The organism is Nostoc sp. LEGE 06077 (assembly GCF_015207705.1).
Classification (GTDB): Bacteria; Cyanobacteriota; Cyanobacteriia; order Cyanobacteriales; family Nostocaceae; genus Nostoc_B.
Map to the genome: position 1 here is coordinate 214640 of NZ_JADEWI010000003.1, position 14207 is coordinate 228846.

15 protein-coding genes are annotated in these 14207 nt (G+C 41.5%); 9 read left to right on the forward strand and 6 right to left on the reverse strand.

Annotated features, from left to right (window positions below; translation table 11 throughout):
- Nucleotides 1–229: 229 nt before the first annotated feature.
- Both IQ244_RS03695 and IQ244_RS03700 read right to left on the reverse strand, forming a co-directional pair.
- Nucleotides 230–1360: an aldo/keto reductase gene (locus IQ244_RS03695; protein WP_193889892.1), complete on the reverse strand. Its 1131-nt coding sequence runs from the start codon at nt 1358–1360 to the stop codon at nt 230–232.
- Between the two features lie 167 nt (nt 1361–1527).
- Entirely contained in the window at nt 1528–2025 is a 498-nt protein-coding gene (locus IQ244_RS03700; RefSeq protein ID WP_015115690.1) for a bifunctional nuclease family protein, read from the reverse strand.
- A 337-nt stretch (nt 2026–2362) separates the two neighbouring features.
- Between IQ244_RS03700 and IQ244_RS03705 the strand changes: the two genes are divergently transcribed.
- Nucleotides 2363–3043: a riboflavin synthase gene (locus IQ244_RS03705; RefSeq protein WP_193889894.1), complete on the forward strand. Its 681-nt coding sequence runs from the start codon at nt 2363–2365 to the stop codon at nt 3041–3043.
- Nucleotides 3044–3103: 60 nt separating this feature from the next.
- Here IQ244_RS03705 and IQ244_RS03710 read toward each other — a convergent pair whose 3' ends face one another.
- On the reverse strand, nt 3104–4702 hold the full coding sequence (locus tag IQ244_RS03710) for a peptidoglycan DD-metalloendopeptidase family protein (protein ID WP_193889896.1): 1599 nt from the start codon (nt 4700–4702) through the stop codon (nt 3104–3106).
- Between the two features lie 83 nt (nt 4703–4785).
- Nucleotides 4786–5610, reverse strand: coding sequence for a biotin--[acetyl-CoA-carboxylase] ligase (locus tag IQ244_RS03715; RefSeq protein WP_193889899.1), 825 nt, complete (start codon nt 5608–5610; stop codon nt 4786–4788).
- 150 nt (nt 5611–5760) lie between these two features.
- Here IQ244_RS03715 and pgeF point away from each other — a divergent pair, with 150 nt between their 5' ends.
- Complete coding sequence (gene pgeF, locus IQ244_RS03720) at nt 5761–6552, forward strand: peptidoglycan editing factor PgeF (RefSeq protein WP_193889901.1); 792 nt, start codon at nt 5761–5763, stop codon at nt 6550–6552.
- Between the two features lie 143 nt (nt 6553–6695).
- On the opposite strand, the gene IQ244_RS03725 is transcribed toward pgeF, so the two are convergent.
- On the reverse strand, nt 6696–7610 hold the full coding sequence (locus tag IQ244_RS03725; protein WP_416209754.1) for a helix-turn-helix domain-containing protein: 915 nt from the start codon (nt 7608–7610) through the stop codon (nt 6696–6698).
- Nucleotides 7611–7683: 73 nt separating this feature from the next.
- Here IQ244_RS03725 and IQ244_RS03730 point away from each other — a divergent pair, with 73 nt between their 5' ends.
- Together IQ244_RS03730 and IQ244_RS03735 are read left to right on the forward strand one after the other, a co-directional pair.
- Entirely contained in the window at nt 7684–8097 is a 414-nt protein-coding gene (locus tag IQ244_RS03730) for a thiol-disulfide oxidoreductase DCC family protein (protein ID WP_193889903.1), read from the forward strand.
- A 40-nt stretch (nt 8098–8137) separates the two neighbouring features.
- Nucleotides 8138–8953, forward strand: coding sequence for a Uma2 family endonuclease (locus tag IQ244_RS03735; RefSeq protein ID WP_193889905.1), 816 nt, complete (start codon nt 8138–8140; stop codon nt 8951–8953).
- Between the two features lie 18 nt (nt 8954–8971).
- On the opposite strand, the gene IQ244_RS03740 is transcribed toward IQ244_RS03735, so the two are convergent.
- Complete coding sequence (locus IQ244_RS03740) at nt 8972–9403, reverse strand: hypothetical protein (RefSeq protein ID WP_193889907.1); 432 nt, start codon at nt 9401–9403, stop codon at nt 8972–8974.
- 351 nt (nt 9404–9754) lie between these two features.
- Between IQ244_RS03740 and psbQ the strand changes: the two genes are divergently transcribed.
- From psbQ to IQ244_RS03765, 5 genes are all read left to right on the forward strand, one after another.
- The gene (gene psbQ, locus IQ244_RS03745; RefSeq protein WP_193889909.1) at nt 9755–10219 is read left to right on the forward strand and encodes a photosystem II protein PsbQ; all 465 of its coding nucleotides are present in this window, start codon (nt 9755–9757) and stop codon (nt 10217–10219) included.
- 101 nt (nt 10220–10320) lie between these two features.
- On the forward strand, nt 10321–11385 hold the full coding sequence (locus IQ244_RS03750) for an NAD(P)/FAD-dependent oxidoreductase (protein ID WP_193889911.1): 1065 nt from the start codon (nt 10321–10323) through the stop codon (nt 11383–11385).
- Nucleotides 11386–11435: 50 nt separating this feature from the next.
- Nucleotides 11436–12284 (forward strand): alpha/beta fold hydrolase, encoded by an 849-nt coding sequence (locus tag IQ244_RS03755; protein WP_193889913.1) that lies wholly within the window; start codon nt 11436–11438, stop codon nt 12282–12284.
- A 294-nt stretch (nt 12285–12578) separates the two neighbouring features.
- Nucleotides 12579–13163 carry a protoporphyrinogen oxidase HemJ gene (gene hemJ, locus IQ244_RS03760; protein WP_193889915.1) on the forward strand — a complete coding sequence of 195 codons (585 nt, stop codon included), beginning with the start codon at nt 12579–12581 and terminating at the stop codon, nt 13161–13163.
- Nucleotides 13164–13308: 145 nt separating this feature from the next.
- Nucleotides 13309–14172 carry a DUF6671 family protein gene (locus IQ244_RS03765; RefSeq protein WP_193889917.1) on the forward strand — a complete coding sequence of 288 codons (864 nt, stop codon included), beginning with the start codon at nt 13309–13311 and terminating at the stop codon, nt 14170–14172.
- The last annotated feature ends 35 nt before the right edge of the window (nt 14173–14207 follow it).

The window sequence follows — 14207 nt, forward strand, 5'->3', positions numbered from 1 at the left end:
CAATAGTTAGTGACTGGTATTAGTATAAGCAGTCTTAACACGCCTCAATCTAGCAAAAGGAACAATTGTTAAATCTTATCATGCGATGGCTTCCCTATCAGTATCCTCAGCATCCATGAAAGCTTTTGTGTATATTGCATAGATTTTGCCCACATTATCGAACAGTTTAACGTGGTTGTTTGGCAAAACAGGCGATCGCACCCATAAATTCCGAATGGCGAATTAAAAATTACCCCCATAATCTTCTACCAGTTTTACCTTTTAACCTTTCGTTAGCATCATCTAATAAAGCTGGAATATCTAATTCTTCTGGACATCTGGGTAAACAATCACCGCATTCTGTACAGCGATTGGCTTTCATTCCCGGAAACCAATGCCCAGCATTTTCAAACATACCATAACGATATTGCCCGTAGTCTGTCATATTGTATGCCACAGCTAAATTACGTAACCGCAGCACCTCTGGAATATTGATATTTTCAGGACAAGGTAAACAAGCATAACACTGACTACATTTATCCGTTTTTAAAACAGTTGTTTGATGATTTTCTAAACTATGAAAAATAGCAATTTCTGCTGATATTAATTCACCATCTCTATCAGCAACTTGTAAAGGTTCAAATAATTCTTCTGGCTTGGCTGCACCGACACTCAAAGTTGTAATGCGGCGATCATTCAGTAAAAATCGATAATTTAATTCCAACGGCGAATATGGCTGACATAAGTCTTTGAGAGTTTGGGGTGGTGTGTAGAGTCTCCCGCCTTTATCCGCTGGGGAAATGATCAATACGCCCATATCTTTCTCAGCGGCTAACTGAATTGCTGGGGCGTTACGTTGAAAGAAATAGTAATAATGCAGATTGACAAAATCAAATAAATCTGTATTGATAGCTGCCTGGATCACCTCTAAAGTTCCGTGGGTGGAGAAGCCAACGTGTCGCACTCGACCATCTGCAATTGCTTCTTGTACAGCTTGCATACAGCCACCGTTGGCTTGCACCCAATGTAAATGCTCCCAAGTATTTAAACCATGAATTCCCAAGCAATCTAAATAATTTAGATTTAATCGCGCTAAGGATTCATCGATGTACTGACGCATACTATCAGCGTCGGCTGTTGGTGGGATTTTCGTGGTGATGTACAGTTGGGAACGAGGTACAGATAACCCGTTTTGAAACGCTTGGCCAAGAAACTCCTCACTTTTGCCATAACCTCTGGCTGTTTCTATATGATTAATTCCTAGAGCTAAGGCTTGAGCGATAGTTTCCTGAGCATTTTCAGCATCAGCCAAATAGCGCATTGTCCCTAAAGAAAAAACCGAGAGGTGGAGATTTGTTTTGCCAAAGCGTCTGTATTGCATTACTTGAAGTTCCCAGAAGTGAGTGCTGAATTCTGAGTATAAATACAATAAATAGTGTTTACACTGAGAATGAAGTGCGAAAAAGAAAGAAGGAAAAATTATTTTACTTCTTTAATTCTTGAACTCTTTCCTTCTCAGCACTCCGCACTCATTAATTAGCACTTTCTTTAGCTATCGCCATTACCAAAGCGCTTAATCAAATCCTCTGGACGGAGATTGGAGATAAATTCACGAAAGGCTTCTTGTTCTGCTTCATCAGCATCACGATCTACCGGAATTGAGGCATCAGCAACTACTTCTTCCATTACCCAAATCGGCGTATTTGTACGGAGGGCAACAGCGATCGCATCACTGGGACGTGCATCAATTTCTTTTTTGACTTCGCCTTGCTGCACAATCAAAGCTGCATAAAATGTGTCTTTCTGCAAGGAATGAATAATCACCTTTTCTAGAGTCATATTCCACGTCTCTAGAATATTTACAATCAAGTCATGGGTTAATGGTCTGGGCGGCTTTTGATTCTCTAACGCACCCATAATTGCCCTAGCTTGTTCTTGACCAATATAAATTGGTAAAGCACGCCGATCTGAGGCATCTTTCAAAAGTACAATTGGGCTGCGGGTTATGGCATCTAATGCTATGCCAGCGACTTTCATTTCAATCATTGGCGAAGCCTCTACAATCCTGGGAGAGCTTGAGACATTGTAACAATTTATACTGTTTTTTTGGGTTGTATGGAGAAGGAATAAACATAGGCAGGTTCTCTATAATTGCTTCTATTAAACTCCGAACTTGGTGTGAACACCAGAGTATGTTAAAGGAGTCTACCTAGACAATAACCTTCTTAACCAAGTATGCCTTGAGAAAGATGTGAATGTGTTATCAACCTTATAATAAAAAGAGTCAGAAATTATACTTAAAATGTCTTGCATTCTTGTAAGAAATACCAGTTGATTTTCGGCAAAATTAGGCAATAAATAGAGTTAGTTTCACAGAACAGCCGTGTTTACAGGATTAGTCCAAAGTTTAGGAACAATCAAACCCCTAGGGGGTGATTCTTGGCAAATTACTTGTGTGAGTCAGCCATCTAATGTCATTATGCAAGATTTAGCTTACGGTGACAGCGTTGCCGTGGATGGGGTTTGCTTGACTGTTGAAGAAATTTTAAAAGATGGGTTTATTGCCACTGCTTCCCCAGAAACGCTGCGCCGCACTACCCTAGGTCTTGAGGAAACCCAACAAAAATATGTGAACTTAGAAGCTTCGCTGCGGGTGGGTAGCAAAGTCGGCGGACATTTTGTTATGGGTCATGTAGACGGTGTAGGTCGATTACTCACAGCAGAACAGACTGCGACTTCGTGGGAAATGACTTTTACTGCACCTGAAGCGATCGCGCGGTATATTGTCCCCAAAGGTAGCGTTGCGGTAAATGGCATTAGTCTCACGGTAGCCGCCTACGAACCCGAACTTTCGCACTTCACTGTGGCTGTCATCCCCCTGACCTACGCTGATACCAATCTTCGCTATCTTGTCCCTGGCAGTTGGGTAAATTTAGAAGGGGATATTCTGGGCAAATACGTGGAAAAATTTCTTTACCCTGGCAAAAAACAGTCAACGTCTCCCAATGACACTGGGTTCAATGAAATTACACCCACATTTTTAGCAGAACACGGGTATTTGTAAAAAGTAAAATGGAAAGGCAAAAGATTTTTCTTTTTACTTTTGCCTTTTTACTTTTGACTTTTAACTTCCTGGGTCGCCAACTACTTGGGCTGTCCGTAGGGAGTTTAACAACTGACTTAGACCTGCTTGTAATTCGCCACCTGGGTCAACAGCAACCCATCCGTCTTGTGTGAGGTGACGCACTTCAAAGTGCAGGTGAGGCCCTGTGGAGTTGCCGGTGCTACCAACTCGGCCAATTACCATTCCTGGTTCTACTGCTTGACCAGGTTGGACAAATATTTCGGACATATGGCCGTAAAGGGTTTGTTGGGCAGAACTGTGAGTGAGAATGACAGTTAAACCATAACCACCAACCCAACCGGCTGTATCTACCTGACCTTTAGCGGCGGCGAGAATTGGTGTCCCCATCGGCGCACCTAAATCTGTACCAGCGTGGAAACGACGATTTCCCGTAATTGGATGAACGCGCCAACCAAACAAGGAAGTAATTGTGGCTGGGACAGAAAGGGGATAGTTGATTCCTGTACCGCCACGATAGGCAATTGTATTGGTATAGGGAATTTGCGGCAGAACTGATGCCAAGGGAATATCGTAAGCTACAGTGCTGACACGCGGTGCCACGTTTCCTTCAATCATTGGTGGGGGTAAAGCACCGGCGCTAGGTGCAACGGAAGTAGTGCTGACTCTGGTAGCACCGAAATCGTTAGGATTAGGGATAAACCGATTTGGACGAAAAGCCGTCTTCACTTCCCCTCTATAAGTAACGGTGTTATTGTCAGCAGTTATCCCAGGTCTGACTGATGGAACAGTAGCTAATTGAGCATTTTGACTTTTTTTGAGCCAATTGGGGGCTGGTTTGCTTTCAGAGTTAGCTACACGCTGATTCCCAACGGGTTTGGCTTGGTTACAAAAACCAACTGATATGGCTTGACCCGATGGCAAAATTGTGCGACAACCACTAGACCGTTCTGTAATGACTACAGAATTAGGTGCTTGATAGGTATTTGTAGCGGAAGTACCGTAATTGTTGGGATCAATGTAGGAGTTGTTAGAGTCTTTGACTGTGCCAGTTGTCGCTTCAATCGTACTGTTAGAATTATTTGCTGGTTGGGCGATTTCTGGGAGTTTTTCGGGTATGGTGCGAGGCGCGACTGGTTTGGCTACCTCTTCTCTGAAACTTGGGCTTGGTTGAGCAACTTCCGGCTTGGTTTTAGCTGTGCGGATGTTAACTGGTTTTGGCTGTGCAGTTACGCTTGGGGTGCGCTGGCGAGTCGTAAAAACTGGCTCAATGGCTGTTTCAGCTTGAGGTTTAGACTGTCTAACAGGCTCTTTGGATTGTGCAACCTCTGGTTTGCGGAGTCTTTGACTGAGGTTAGCTCGTCTTTGCGAAAATTCCCCTTGTTTTTTGGGTGCTTCCGGGATAACAATATCTTTTTTTATGAAATTTGTTTTACCTGTGGACTGGGAATTTTCTACAGGAACAATGTTATCTATTGATGTTTCTGTTTGGGCAAATACGAAGCCACTACTAAGCAAGCTAAAGCTACTTAGTAAACAGAGACTCTGGGCTGGCAAAGTAGATACAAAACGTTTTTTCGTCATACCTTGCTGATTCACGCCGTGGGAAGGATTATGGGCAGATGTATTGCGCTGCGTCATTAGTTCTCTCAGTTGTTTTAAATTTGCCTAAAGAGATGATGCCAGTGGTTTGTCTTGCCCAAAGAGCGAAATTCATAACAAACCTATAATGGGACAGAAGATTTACGGTATCCCAGACTGATTGTACCGGGTTCAATATAAAGTTCTGTTGTTTTTATGTCTGTTGTATCATAAGTTTCCATAGAAACACGTAATCGACCCTGAGAAGTAACGCCGACTACAGTGCCTGCCAAATCATCAATATATACTTTGTCACCCACATTAGTTAGTAATTCTAAATAGCGCGACAAGAGTATATTTATTCCTTCTTGGGACAGGCATTCCATACCGGACTCTATCCCCCGTAAAACGGTGGAAGTGAGAATTTCCAGACAAGAAATCGGTTTGGTAGCGTAGGCGGCTTGCCACATTTCTAGGTTTATTCCAGTTTCAGGTACTGGGTTTGTCCAGTTAATGCCAACTCCAATTACTGCTTGGGTAATATACCCGTTATTTATTTTAGTTTCTGTTAAAATGCCGCCTAATTTGCGACTATTTAAGACCAGATCATTCGGCCATTTAATTCCCACATCTACGCCACAGGAGCGCAGTTGGTCAGCAATACCCCAAGCACTAGCTAGAGTTAATTGATAACTGGCACTAGCTTCTAGTTTAAGGGCGATCGCCACTGAAAGGTATAGCCCACCAGGATGAGAAATCCATTGTCTTCCCCATTGTCCTCTACCCGAAGTTTGTTGTGTGGCAATTACCACAGACCCAGGTTTTTCGCCCTGTGCTAATAAATTCCACAATGTTTGGTTAGTGGAAGTCACACTGTCAAAAATGTGCAGCGAAAATGGTGATTTCTCCCAGTTTCTTCCAGCTTTTAACGCTAATTCCAACTTTTGCCGATCAAATTCCACAGGCATGAACCGAAATCCCGTTGTTCAAGTTAACATTAATTGGCTGATTTTGATAAAAGGGAATAGGGAGTAGGCAGTGGGAGAAGAAAATAATTTTTTCATCCCGCATCACCAAAACCTCATACTCAATACCCTCTATTTTTGGTTAGGTTCAAGATGCACACTTGGCACTGGCGCAATTGGGAAGGACTGTCATACCTTACCTGTAGTCTTTTAGAAAATTGGCAACACGGCTTTTTTACTCACCAGTTCTGGCCGCGATCGCCCCAAGATTTAACTCCCCTCCTGCACCCAGAAGCATCGGTGTATCGTTTAAAACAGGTACATGGGAATACAGTTCTCACGCCCCAAGAAGTTGACTCCCAACTCAGGGAAATTGCCGCAGATGAAGAATCGGCTTTGGCCTCGGCTGATGGTTTAATAACCGAAGCACCTTTACAAGCGGTGTGGGTAGCAAGTGCAGATTGTACACCTGTGTTAATTGGGGATATGCAGACTGGACAGGTAGCTGCATTACACGCGGGTTGGCGGGGTACAGCTGCGAAGATTGTCCCCCAAGCGATCGCCCGATTACAAGCCCAAGGAAGTCAAGTACAGGACTTAAGAGTTGCGCTTGGCCCCGCGATCGCTGGTGAAGTTTACCAAGTTTCGGTTGAGGTAGCTGCGGAAATCGGAGCCAGTATTATATCACATAGCAACACCCAAAAAATTGTTCAGGCGTTACATGAATTACCCAATTCTCCCTTATTAGCTGACCCAGAAGCAGGAAAGGTGAGAGTTGATGTGCGGCGGGTAAATACTTTGCAGTTAGAAAATTTGGGGATTAGTGGCGAACAAATTGCGATCGCCCCTTATTGTACATACCAAACTCCTGAACATTTCTTTTCCTACCGCCGTGAACAACAGAAAAAAGTCCAGTGGTCAGGAATTGTCAGTAGTCAAATTTAAAATCACAATTTAGATAGATTAGAATTTGGTACCCAGGAGCCAGAAGTCAGAATTTAGAATTAATTAAGCATAGTTGCTACATACATTTATCAAAATTTTTGCTGATTCTGCTAATTATTCTGGCTCCTCCATTGTATTTTTTATCAAATCTTCACATGATCTCTGTATGCTTTTGGTGTTATGCCCATAAATTTGCGAAACACATTAGTAAAATGACTCTGACTTTGGAAACCAACTTGTTCAGAGATTTGTTCAATACTTTTTTCAGTTGCCGTCAAGAGTTTTTTTGCCTGGGCAATTCGGCAATTAATTACATATTGATGTGGTGCAAAACCTGTAGATTGTTTAAATAGGCGAGAAAAATGATACATACTCATCCCCGCAACCGCAGCAATTTCCGTCAATGTCAAATCTCTTTCTAGGTTGTCATGGATATATGAGACGGCTTGACGTAACTTTCTTGGTGAAAGTCCTTTGTGATTGGAGAACTGCGGAATTTTATTGCTGGCGATAGAGTGATGTTTTAGCAGGTGAATGCAGAGTGTAGTTTTGAGAGACTCAATATAAAGTTGGCTACCTACACCACCTGATTCTAATTCTGACTTTAATGCTAAAGCTATTTGCTGAATTAAGGGTTCTGGCGCAGCAAAGTGAGGTGTTAACTCCACACCTTGTAAATCAACCGACTCTAAGACAATTTGATTGAAAAATACAGGGTCTACACTCAGGAGTAGAAAATCAGTTTCCGATGTCCAACGGCAGACGTGATGAGTATTGGCAGGAATAATGGCTACATCACCATTAAAAATATTTTCTTGCTGAAAGCGTCCGTCTAAAACTCGTTCTGCTTGGAGGAGATGATAGTCTAAATTAATCGAGATGATATGTTGTTGGGGTGAGTGTTCTGGGGTTTCGTGGGCAGGCTGTTGATGAACATCTAAACGAATACCATCCCATTTAGTATGGTAACTAGAGTTGATGTGCGATCGCGGCAGAACTTCTGCACAAGCATCTTCCTGAGTAAAATCAACTTTTAATATTGTCTCTTCCAGCATCATTCTCACCGCAGAGATAATTAATTTATGTCTAACGCTATACTTAAACCGTAAAATGAAAAAAAGTGCTATTTAAATGCATTATTACGTAATATACGACGGAAATTGCAATCTCTGCGTTACTTTAGTGCAATTTTTAGAAACATTAGACAAAGGCAAGATGTTTCTTTACACTTCGATGCAAGATGAGCAACAACTTACACAGTGGGGAATAACATCCCAAGATTGTCAACAAGGAATGATATTAATTGATGCTAATGCCCCTGAACGACGTTGGCAAGGTAGCGATGCGGCTGAAGAAATTGGCAAGTTACTACCGATGGGGAGTTTGTTTGTCGATGCTTATCGTGCTTTACCAGGGATGAAGTGGGCAGGCGATCGCTTCTACGAACAAATCCGTGATAATCGTTATACGTTGTTTGGTAAGCGTGCTAATACCTATCAATCAGCATACTGTGTAGATGGTGGCTGCAAAATTGGTAATGATTAGTTTATCAGCAGTTTTTGACAGTCTACTTTAGGGGGTTGGCATGACAGTCAGTAAGCCAAATTTAGAAATTACATCCCAAACAACTGATATCGTAGATGATATCGTGGACTGGCAACCCCCAATGCCACCCACCGATTTAATATTTGATGACGGAGAACCTTTGGAGTCAAATCGCCATCGTATTGCTATGAATGTCTTAATTCGGTCATTGCAACAAGCTTGGGCTGACCGAAATGACTTTTACACAGGTGGCAATATGTTCATCTACTACAGCAGTACCCAAGCACGTAACAATGATTTCCGCGGCCCGGATTTCTTCGCTGTACTAAATGTTGATGGTACTATACCCAGACAAGGTTGGGTCGTTTGGGAAGAAAACGGCCGTTACCCAGATGTCATTGTGGAATTAATGTCACCATCGACGGCGCGGGTTGATCAAGAGACAAAAAAAGAAATTTATCAACAAACCTTCCGCACACCAGATTATTTTGTCTATGACCCCTTTGACCCTAATTCTTTACAAGGCTGGCATTTAGATACCAATCAAAATTATCAGCCCTTAACATCAAATGAACACGGCTGGCTGTGGTGTCAGCGTTTAAGTTTATGGCTGGGAACTTGGGAAGGCACAGTAGACCGAGAAACAGCCATTTGGCTGCGGTTTTATGATGCCGATGGTAATCTTGTGCCTTTACCAGAAGAAGCCGCCCAAGCAAAGGCTGAAACTGCTCAAGCCCAAGCTGAAGCTGCACAGTTACAAGCTGAGGCTGCACAGGCACAAGCACAAATAGCCCAAGCACGCGCTGAAAGGTTAGCCGCCCGTTTACGAGAATTAGGCGAAGACCCTGATATTTAATCATCAGTCCTGGAAATTTCAGACTTCAGACTTCTCATTAAACAATTCTAAAATCTGCTGACAAAATTGTTTTAGCTTGTCGCTGATTTGTGGAGACGGTACAGACTCACCAACAATGTTCCAGTGTTCTACTGTCGAAAGTCGCCACGCTTCACCCCGATGATCAAATCCAGCAACTTCTATGCCAATTGCCCGACGTAAGTTTGTGATCGGATCTTGATGAAAGCGAATTTGAATTAATACACTACGACTCCGCCAGGATTTGCTAATACCAGGAAAGTGAAAGCCAATGTCGATAGAATCGGGATCAACCAATTCTCTCGTTTCTGGGTCATTCTTCCAAGGTTTCAAATCCGATTTCGCATCGGGAAACTGGAATTTGAATAAATTCACTACCGTAGCAATCTTGCTGGCTAGTTCAAGGTTAGTTGCCTGTTCAGATGCGTTCACTAAAAAACACTCCTAAATAGTTAGTCAGCTAAGGGCAATGCGACGACAGAAAACCGCCAGAAAGCTTATCTTATTAGTGTTTCAGCTTATCAAGACGTTTTAAATTTCGCAACTCAAAGATTACCTTTCCTTAACAATTGCTCCAGTAGGAAGTATGAAACTTTAGGTGTATGAGTAATTATACTTAAAAATTTAGGAAAGTGTCTGAGACTTTACCCTCGTTCAATAATGGTCTGAAAAAAATCTGAGATTTTTCCGCAAAATCATCTAATGGCTAGAACGATAAATCACCCTGGCGATCTAAAATTACACTGTTAGCTGGCAAACGTTAAAAAAAGTTAAGTTCAGGTTATGGCGCGTCAACGCTCGATTTTCTCAATCATTCTGGTATTCTTGGCTACATTCCTCATCAGTTGTGGTGGCCCTAGTGTCGCAGTTGCACCTCCAACTTATACAGCAGATCAAGTTGCCCAAATTCAGGAATACGTGCCTGAAATTCAGACTGTGCGCGATCGCGCAGACGAACTGAAAAACCTCATCCAAACAAATGAGTGGATTGATGTGGGTAACTTTATTCATGGCCCGATGGCAGAAGCTAGACTGACCATGACTTACATCACGCCCCATCTTCTTCCTAAAGACCAAACCGCAGCCCGTCAAATCACCAAAGATTTACTGACCCACTTGGTAAAACTTGATCAAGCAGCTGGTAGAGGCAATAGTTTAGTTGCTTTGAATAACTACCAAGCCGTATTTACAGATGTTGACAAATTTATCCAACTACTGCCTGAAGGTAGCAAGCAAGCTGAATCCTAACTAGTGATTCCTGAGTGATAAGTTATGAGTTAGAAGAAAAAAGGCTGAAGTATTGACTTCCGTCTTGCACTTCTAGCTCATAACTCTTCAATATCCAAGCAATGAGTCATGTAATAATTATCGGTTGTGGTGTCATTGGAGCCGCGATCGCCTACGAACTGAGTCAAGTTACAGGGTTGCAAATTACTGTGATTGACCAAAACCAACCCGCACAAGCTTCTACAGGTGCAGCCCTTGGGGTTTTGATGGGTGCTATTAGTCAAAAAATCAAGGGTAAAGCTTGGCGGCTAAGACAAACCAGCATTGAACGTTATGAAACCTTAATTCCCGAATTAGAAGCATTAACTGGACGTACAATCCCCTTCAACCGTCAGGGTATTCTGCATCTTTGTTGGGAAGAAGAAAATTTTGATAACTGGGCAAAATTAGTTGAAGTTCGCCATTCCCAAGGTTGGCAATTGGAAATTTGGGACACAGCAAAACTTAAAAATCTTTGCCCACAGGTAGATAATGACAAAATTACTGGCGCTGTCTACTCCCCTCAAGACCGCCAACTTGACCCCACAGCCCTTACATTAGCCTTAGTTGAAGCCGCCCAAAAAAAAGGTGTAACTTTCAAATTTGGTGTGAATGTTTTAAATATCTCACCAAAATCAATCGAAACTACAGCAGGAGAAATAACCGCTGATTGGGTGGTGGTGGCTGCTGGACTGGGTTCTACACTCCTAACAGCCCAGTTAAACCAAAAAGTTGATATCCGCCCCGTTTTAGGACAAGCATTACAAGTACATTTAGCAAATCCCATCGGCAACCCTGAATTTCAGCCGATGATTACCTGTAATGATGTGCATATCGTTCCTGTCGGCGGCGGCGATTATTGGATAGGCGCAACGGTGGAGTTTCCCACTGATGGCGATGAAATTCCACCCAATCATGAACTATTAGATTCAGTTAAACAACAAGCGATCGCCTTTTGTCCAGAACTCGCCTCAGCAACTATTACCCGTACCTGGTCAGGGTTACGCCCCCGCCCCGAAGGTCGCCCAGCACCAATAATTGAAAAACTGCCAGGATTTAACAATATCCTCCTCGCCACCGGACATTATCGTAACGGTGTGTTACTAGCCCCTGCAACTGCATCTGCGATTCGTGAGATGATTATTTGAGAATTGAGAAATAATATTTCTTAATTATTAGTTTTGATTAGGAAAGTAGCGTGTCTGTAACAGAACATAAAGTAAAAGTTGATTCATTAGAGTGGTTTTATCGGGAAGCTGAACCGATTGGACAAAGTGATTTATTACCTGTAATCTTGCTGCACGGAATAGTATCCCAAAGTTATAGCTGGCGAAACATTTTGCCTGCTTTAGCCAGCCAAGGAACACGCGCGATCGCACCAGATTGGATTGGTTATGGCTTTTCTGCTATGCCAGAAAAACGTGATTTCGCTTACACTCCAGACGCATTTATTACGGCTTTAGAAAGATTTATTCAAGAACTAAAAATTGAAAGATTTTCTCTAGTTGTTCAAGGGTTTTTAGGTTCTGTTGGCTTACAATATGCCTTACGTCACCCAGAACAAATTGCCAACATTGCTATTTTAAATGCACCAATTTCAACTACTGCTAAATTACCTTGGAAAATCAAACAAATGGGTTTACCTTTAGCAGGTGAAATGATGACTCAAGACCCATTATTAGTTGACCGCACCCTAGAAGGGGGTAGCCGTTACCGTATCGCAGATCAAGATTTAGATATTTACCGCCGACCTTTTTTGAAAACTTCTGCGGCTGGTAGAGGTCTATTATCAACCATTCGCAATTTGCAACTTCCAGAAGCAATGGCAGAAATTGAATCTGGCTTTCAAAAATGGCAACAGCCAATTCTAATTCAATGGGGTATGATTGACCCCTGGTTATCCATAGACATAGCCCAAAAATTTAGTGATTCTGTCTCCAACACCGAAGTAATAAAACTTAATAAAGTCGGACATTACCCACAAGAACATTATCACAGCACAATTTTAGAAGATTTGTTGCCTTTTGTCAGACGTGTGAATAAATAATCAGAAATAAATTTTGCAAAAATCGATATTATAAAAAATGAACCCATAGATAAACACATATAATTTCTCTGTGTTTAATCAATAGCTAATTAGATGATTTGACACAACATTTAATGCGATCTTAAGCGAATGTAGAAAGTTAACTAAGTAGGTATACAGAATCAAATGTAAAATGCAAATCAAAGATATTCGCTGATATCAAAGGTTGTTCCTCCTGCCTTTTGCCTTTTGCCTCTTGCCTTCTACTTCATCACTTACGATGTATTAAAGCCACCTTAATGGAGATGAGAATTCATGGCTTATTCTTGGTTTAAAGCATTTCATATTATTGGCATTGTCGTTTGGTTTGCTGGGTTGTTTTATCTGGTGCGTTTGTTTATCTACCACGTTGAAGCCGAACAAGAACCAGAACCAGCACGCACGATACTGAAAAATCAGTATCAAATCATGGAACTACGTCTTTACCGCATTATCACTACTCCCGGAATGATAGTCACAGTAGCGATGGCGATAGGTTTACTGAGTACTGAACCAGAAGTTTTAAAGCAGAGTTGGTTACATTTTAAATTGCTATTTGTTGCCATTCTATTGGCTTATCATCATTACTGTGGTCGTTTGATGAAGAAGTTAGCAAAAGATGAATGTCGCTGGAGTGGTCAACAGTTACGTGCTTTAAACGAAGCACCTACAGTTATGTTAGTGGTGATTGTACTATTGGCTGTCTTCAAAAACAATCTACCTACAGATATCACCGCTTGGGGAATTTTTGGCTTGATAATTTTCATGGCGGTTACGATTCAACTATACGCCAAGAAACGCAAGCGTGATAAAGAACAATTAATGGCGCAGATAAGCCAAGTTCCTCAAGAACAAAGTTAGATAAGTAGACCTTTTGTGGAAAATTTGGGGACGCTAATTCCTCTTTTATCTGATATAAGTTGAGAAGCTTAATTCTTTCGGGTGCGTTTAACTTTGTTAGCGCACCTCTGCTTTATTTAAATTGGCATCAAGAGGTAATTGCACAATGCAAATTCAGCAATTATTTAGCAAGCGAGTCGGCGTAATTGCGACAATGCACCACAAAGAAAAGGTAATTGCGCCATTATTAGAACAAGAATTAGATATTAAAACTATTGTGCCATCTAATTTTAATACTGATGCTTTTGGTACATTTACCAGAGATATAAAACGCGCAGGAACTCAAATTGCAGCCGCCAAATTAAAAGCAGAAACAGCATTAAAGATGACAGGGGAAAGTTTAGCGATCGCTAGTGAAGGAAGTTTTGTCCCTCATCCACTTGTACCATATATTTACTCTAATCGAGAAATTGTTATTTTATTAGATAAACAAAACGAAATAGAAATTATTGGCGAGGAATTTTCTATAGACACTAACTTTAATCATCAGATAGTTGAAAATCTTCAAGAAGCCGATGATTTTGCTAAAAAAGTGGGCTTTCCTGAACATGGTTTAGTTATTTATTGGCAAGATGTTGCTAAAAATAGCACTGAGATAATTAAAGGAATTACAACAGAAGCGAAACTGCAAGAAACTATCCAAACAGGATTGCATAATTCTGTAGATGGTAAAGTTAGCTTAGAAACAGATATGCGAGCGCTTTATAACCCAACCCGGATGAAAAATATTGCCAAAGCCACCTTAGATTTATTAACTAAAATTAAAAGTTTATGTCCCCAATGTTCTGCACCCGGTTTTGCTATCACTGAGAAAATTGCAGGTTTACCCTGTGAAATGTGTGCTATGCCTACTAATTTGACACATTCAGTAATTTATCAGTGTCAAAAATGTGATTTTAAGCAAGAAAAACTATTTCCTAATGGTAGAGAATTTGCTGACCCGGCGCAATGTATGTATTGTAATCCTTAGTAATCTCGTTTGATTTTGAGTAGGGGGTAGAAAAG

What these genes read in the sequence shown, in the direction of transcription:
- IQ244_RS03700 (WP_015115690.1), bottom strand. Translation starts at nt 2,025, where the DNA reads ATGATTGAAATGAAAGTCGCTGGCATAGCATTAGATGCCATAACCCGC.
- IQ244_RS03730 (WP_193889903.1), top strand. Translation starts at nt 7,684, where the DNA reads ATGCATTATTACGTAATATACGACGGAAATTGCAATCTCTGCGTTACT.
- IQ244_RS03750 (WP_193889911.1), top strand. Translation starts at nt 10,321, where the DNA reads ATGAGTCATGTAATAATTATCGGTTGTGGTGTCATTGGAGCCGCGATC.
- psbQ (WP_193889909.1), top strand. Translation starts at nt 9,755, where the DNA reads ATGGCGCGTCAACGCTCGATTTTCTCAATCATTCTGGTATTCTTGGCT.
- IQ244_RS03695 (WP_193889892.1), bottom strand. Translation starts at nt 1,360, where the DNA reads ATGCAATACAGACGCTTTGGCAAAACAAATCTCCACCTCTCGGTTTTT.
- IQ244_RS03715 (WP_193889899.1), bottom strand. Translation starts at nt 5,610, where the DNA reads ATGCCTGTGGAATTTGATCGGCAAAAGTTGGAATTAGCGTTAAAAGCT.
- IQ244_RS03725 (WP_416209754.1), bottom strand. Translation starts at nt 7,610, where the DNA reads ATGATGCTGGAAGAGACAATATTAAAAGTTGATTTTACTCAGGAAGAT.
- IQ244_RS03735 (WP_193889905.1), top strand. Translation starts at nt 8,138, where the DNA reads ATGACAGTCAGTAAGCCAAATTTAGAAATTACATCCCAAACAACTGAT.
- pgeF (WP_193889901.1), top strand. Translation starts at nt 5,761, where the DNA reads ATGCACACTTGGCACTGGCGCAATTGGGAAGGACTGTCATACCTTACC.
- hemJ (WP_193889915.1), top strand. Translation starts at nt 12,579, where the DNA reads ATGGCTTATTCTTGGTTTAAAGCATTTCATATTATTGGCATTGTCGTT.
- IQ244_RS03765 (WP_193889917.1), top strand. Translation starts at nt 13,309, where the DNA reads ATGCAAATTCAGCAATTATTTAGCAAGCGAGTCGGCGTAATTGCGACA.
- IQ244_RS03710 (WP_193889896.1), bottom strand. Translation starts at nt 4,702, where the DNA reads ATGACGCAGCGCAATACATCTGCCCATAATCCTTCCCACGGCGTGAAT.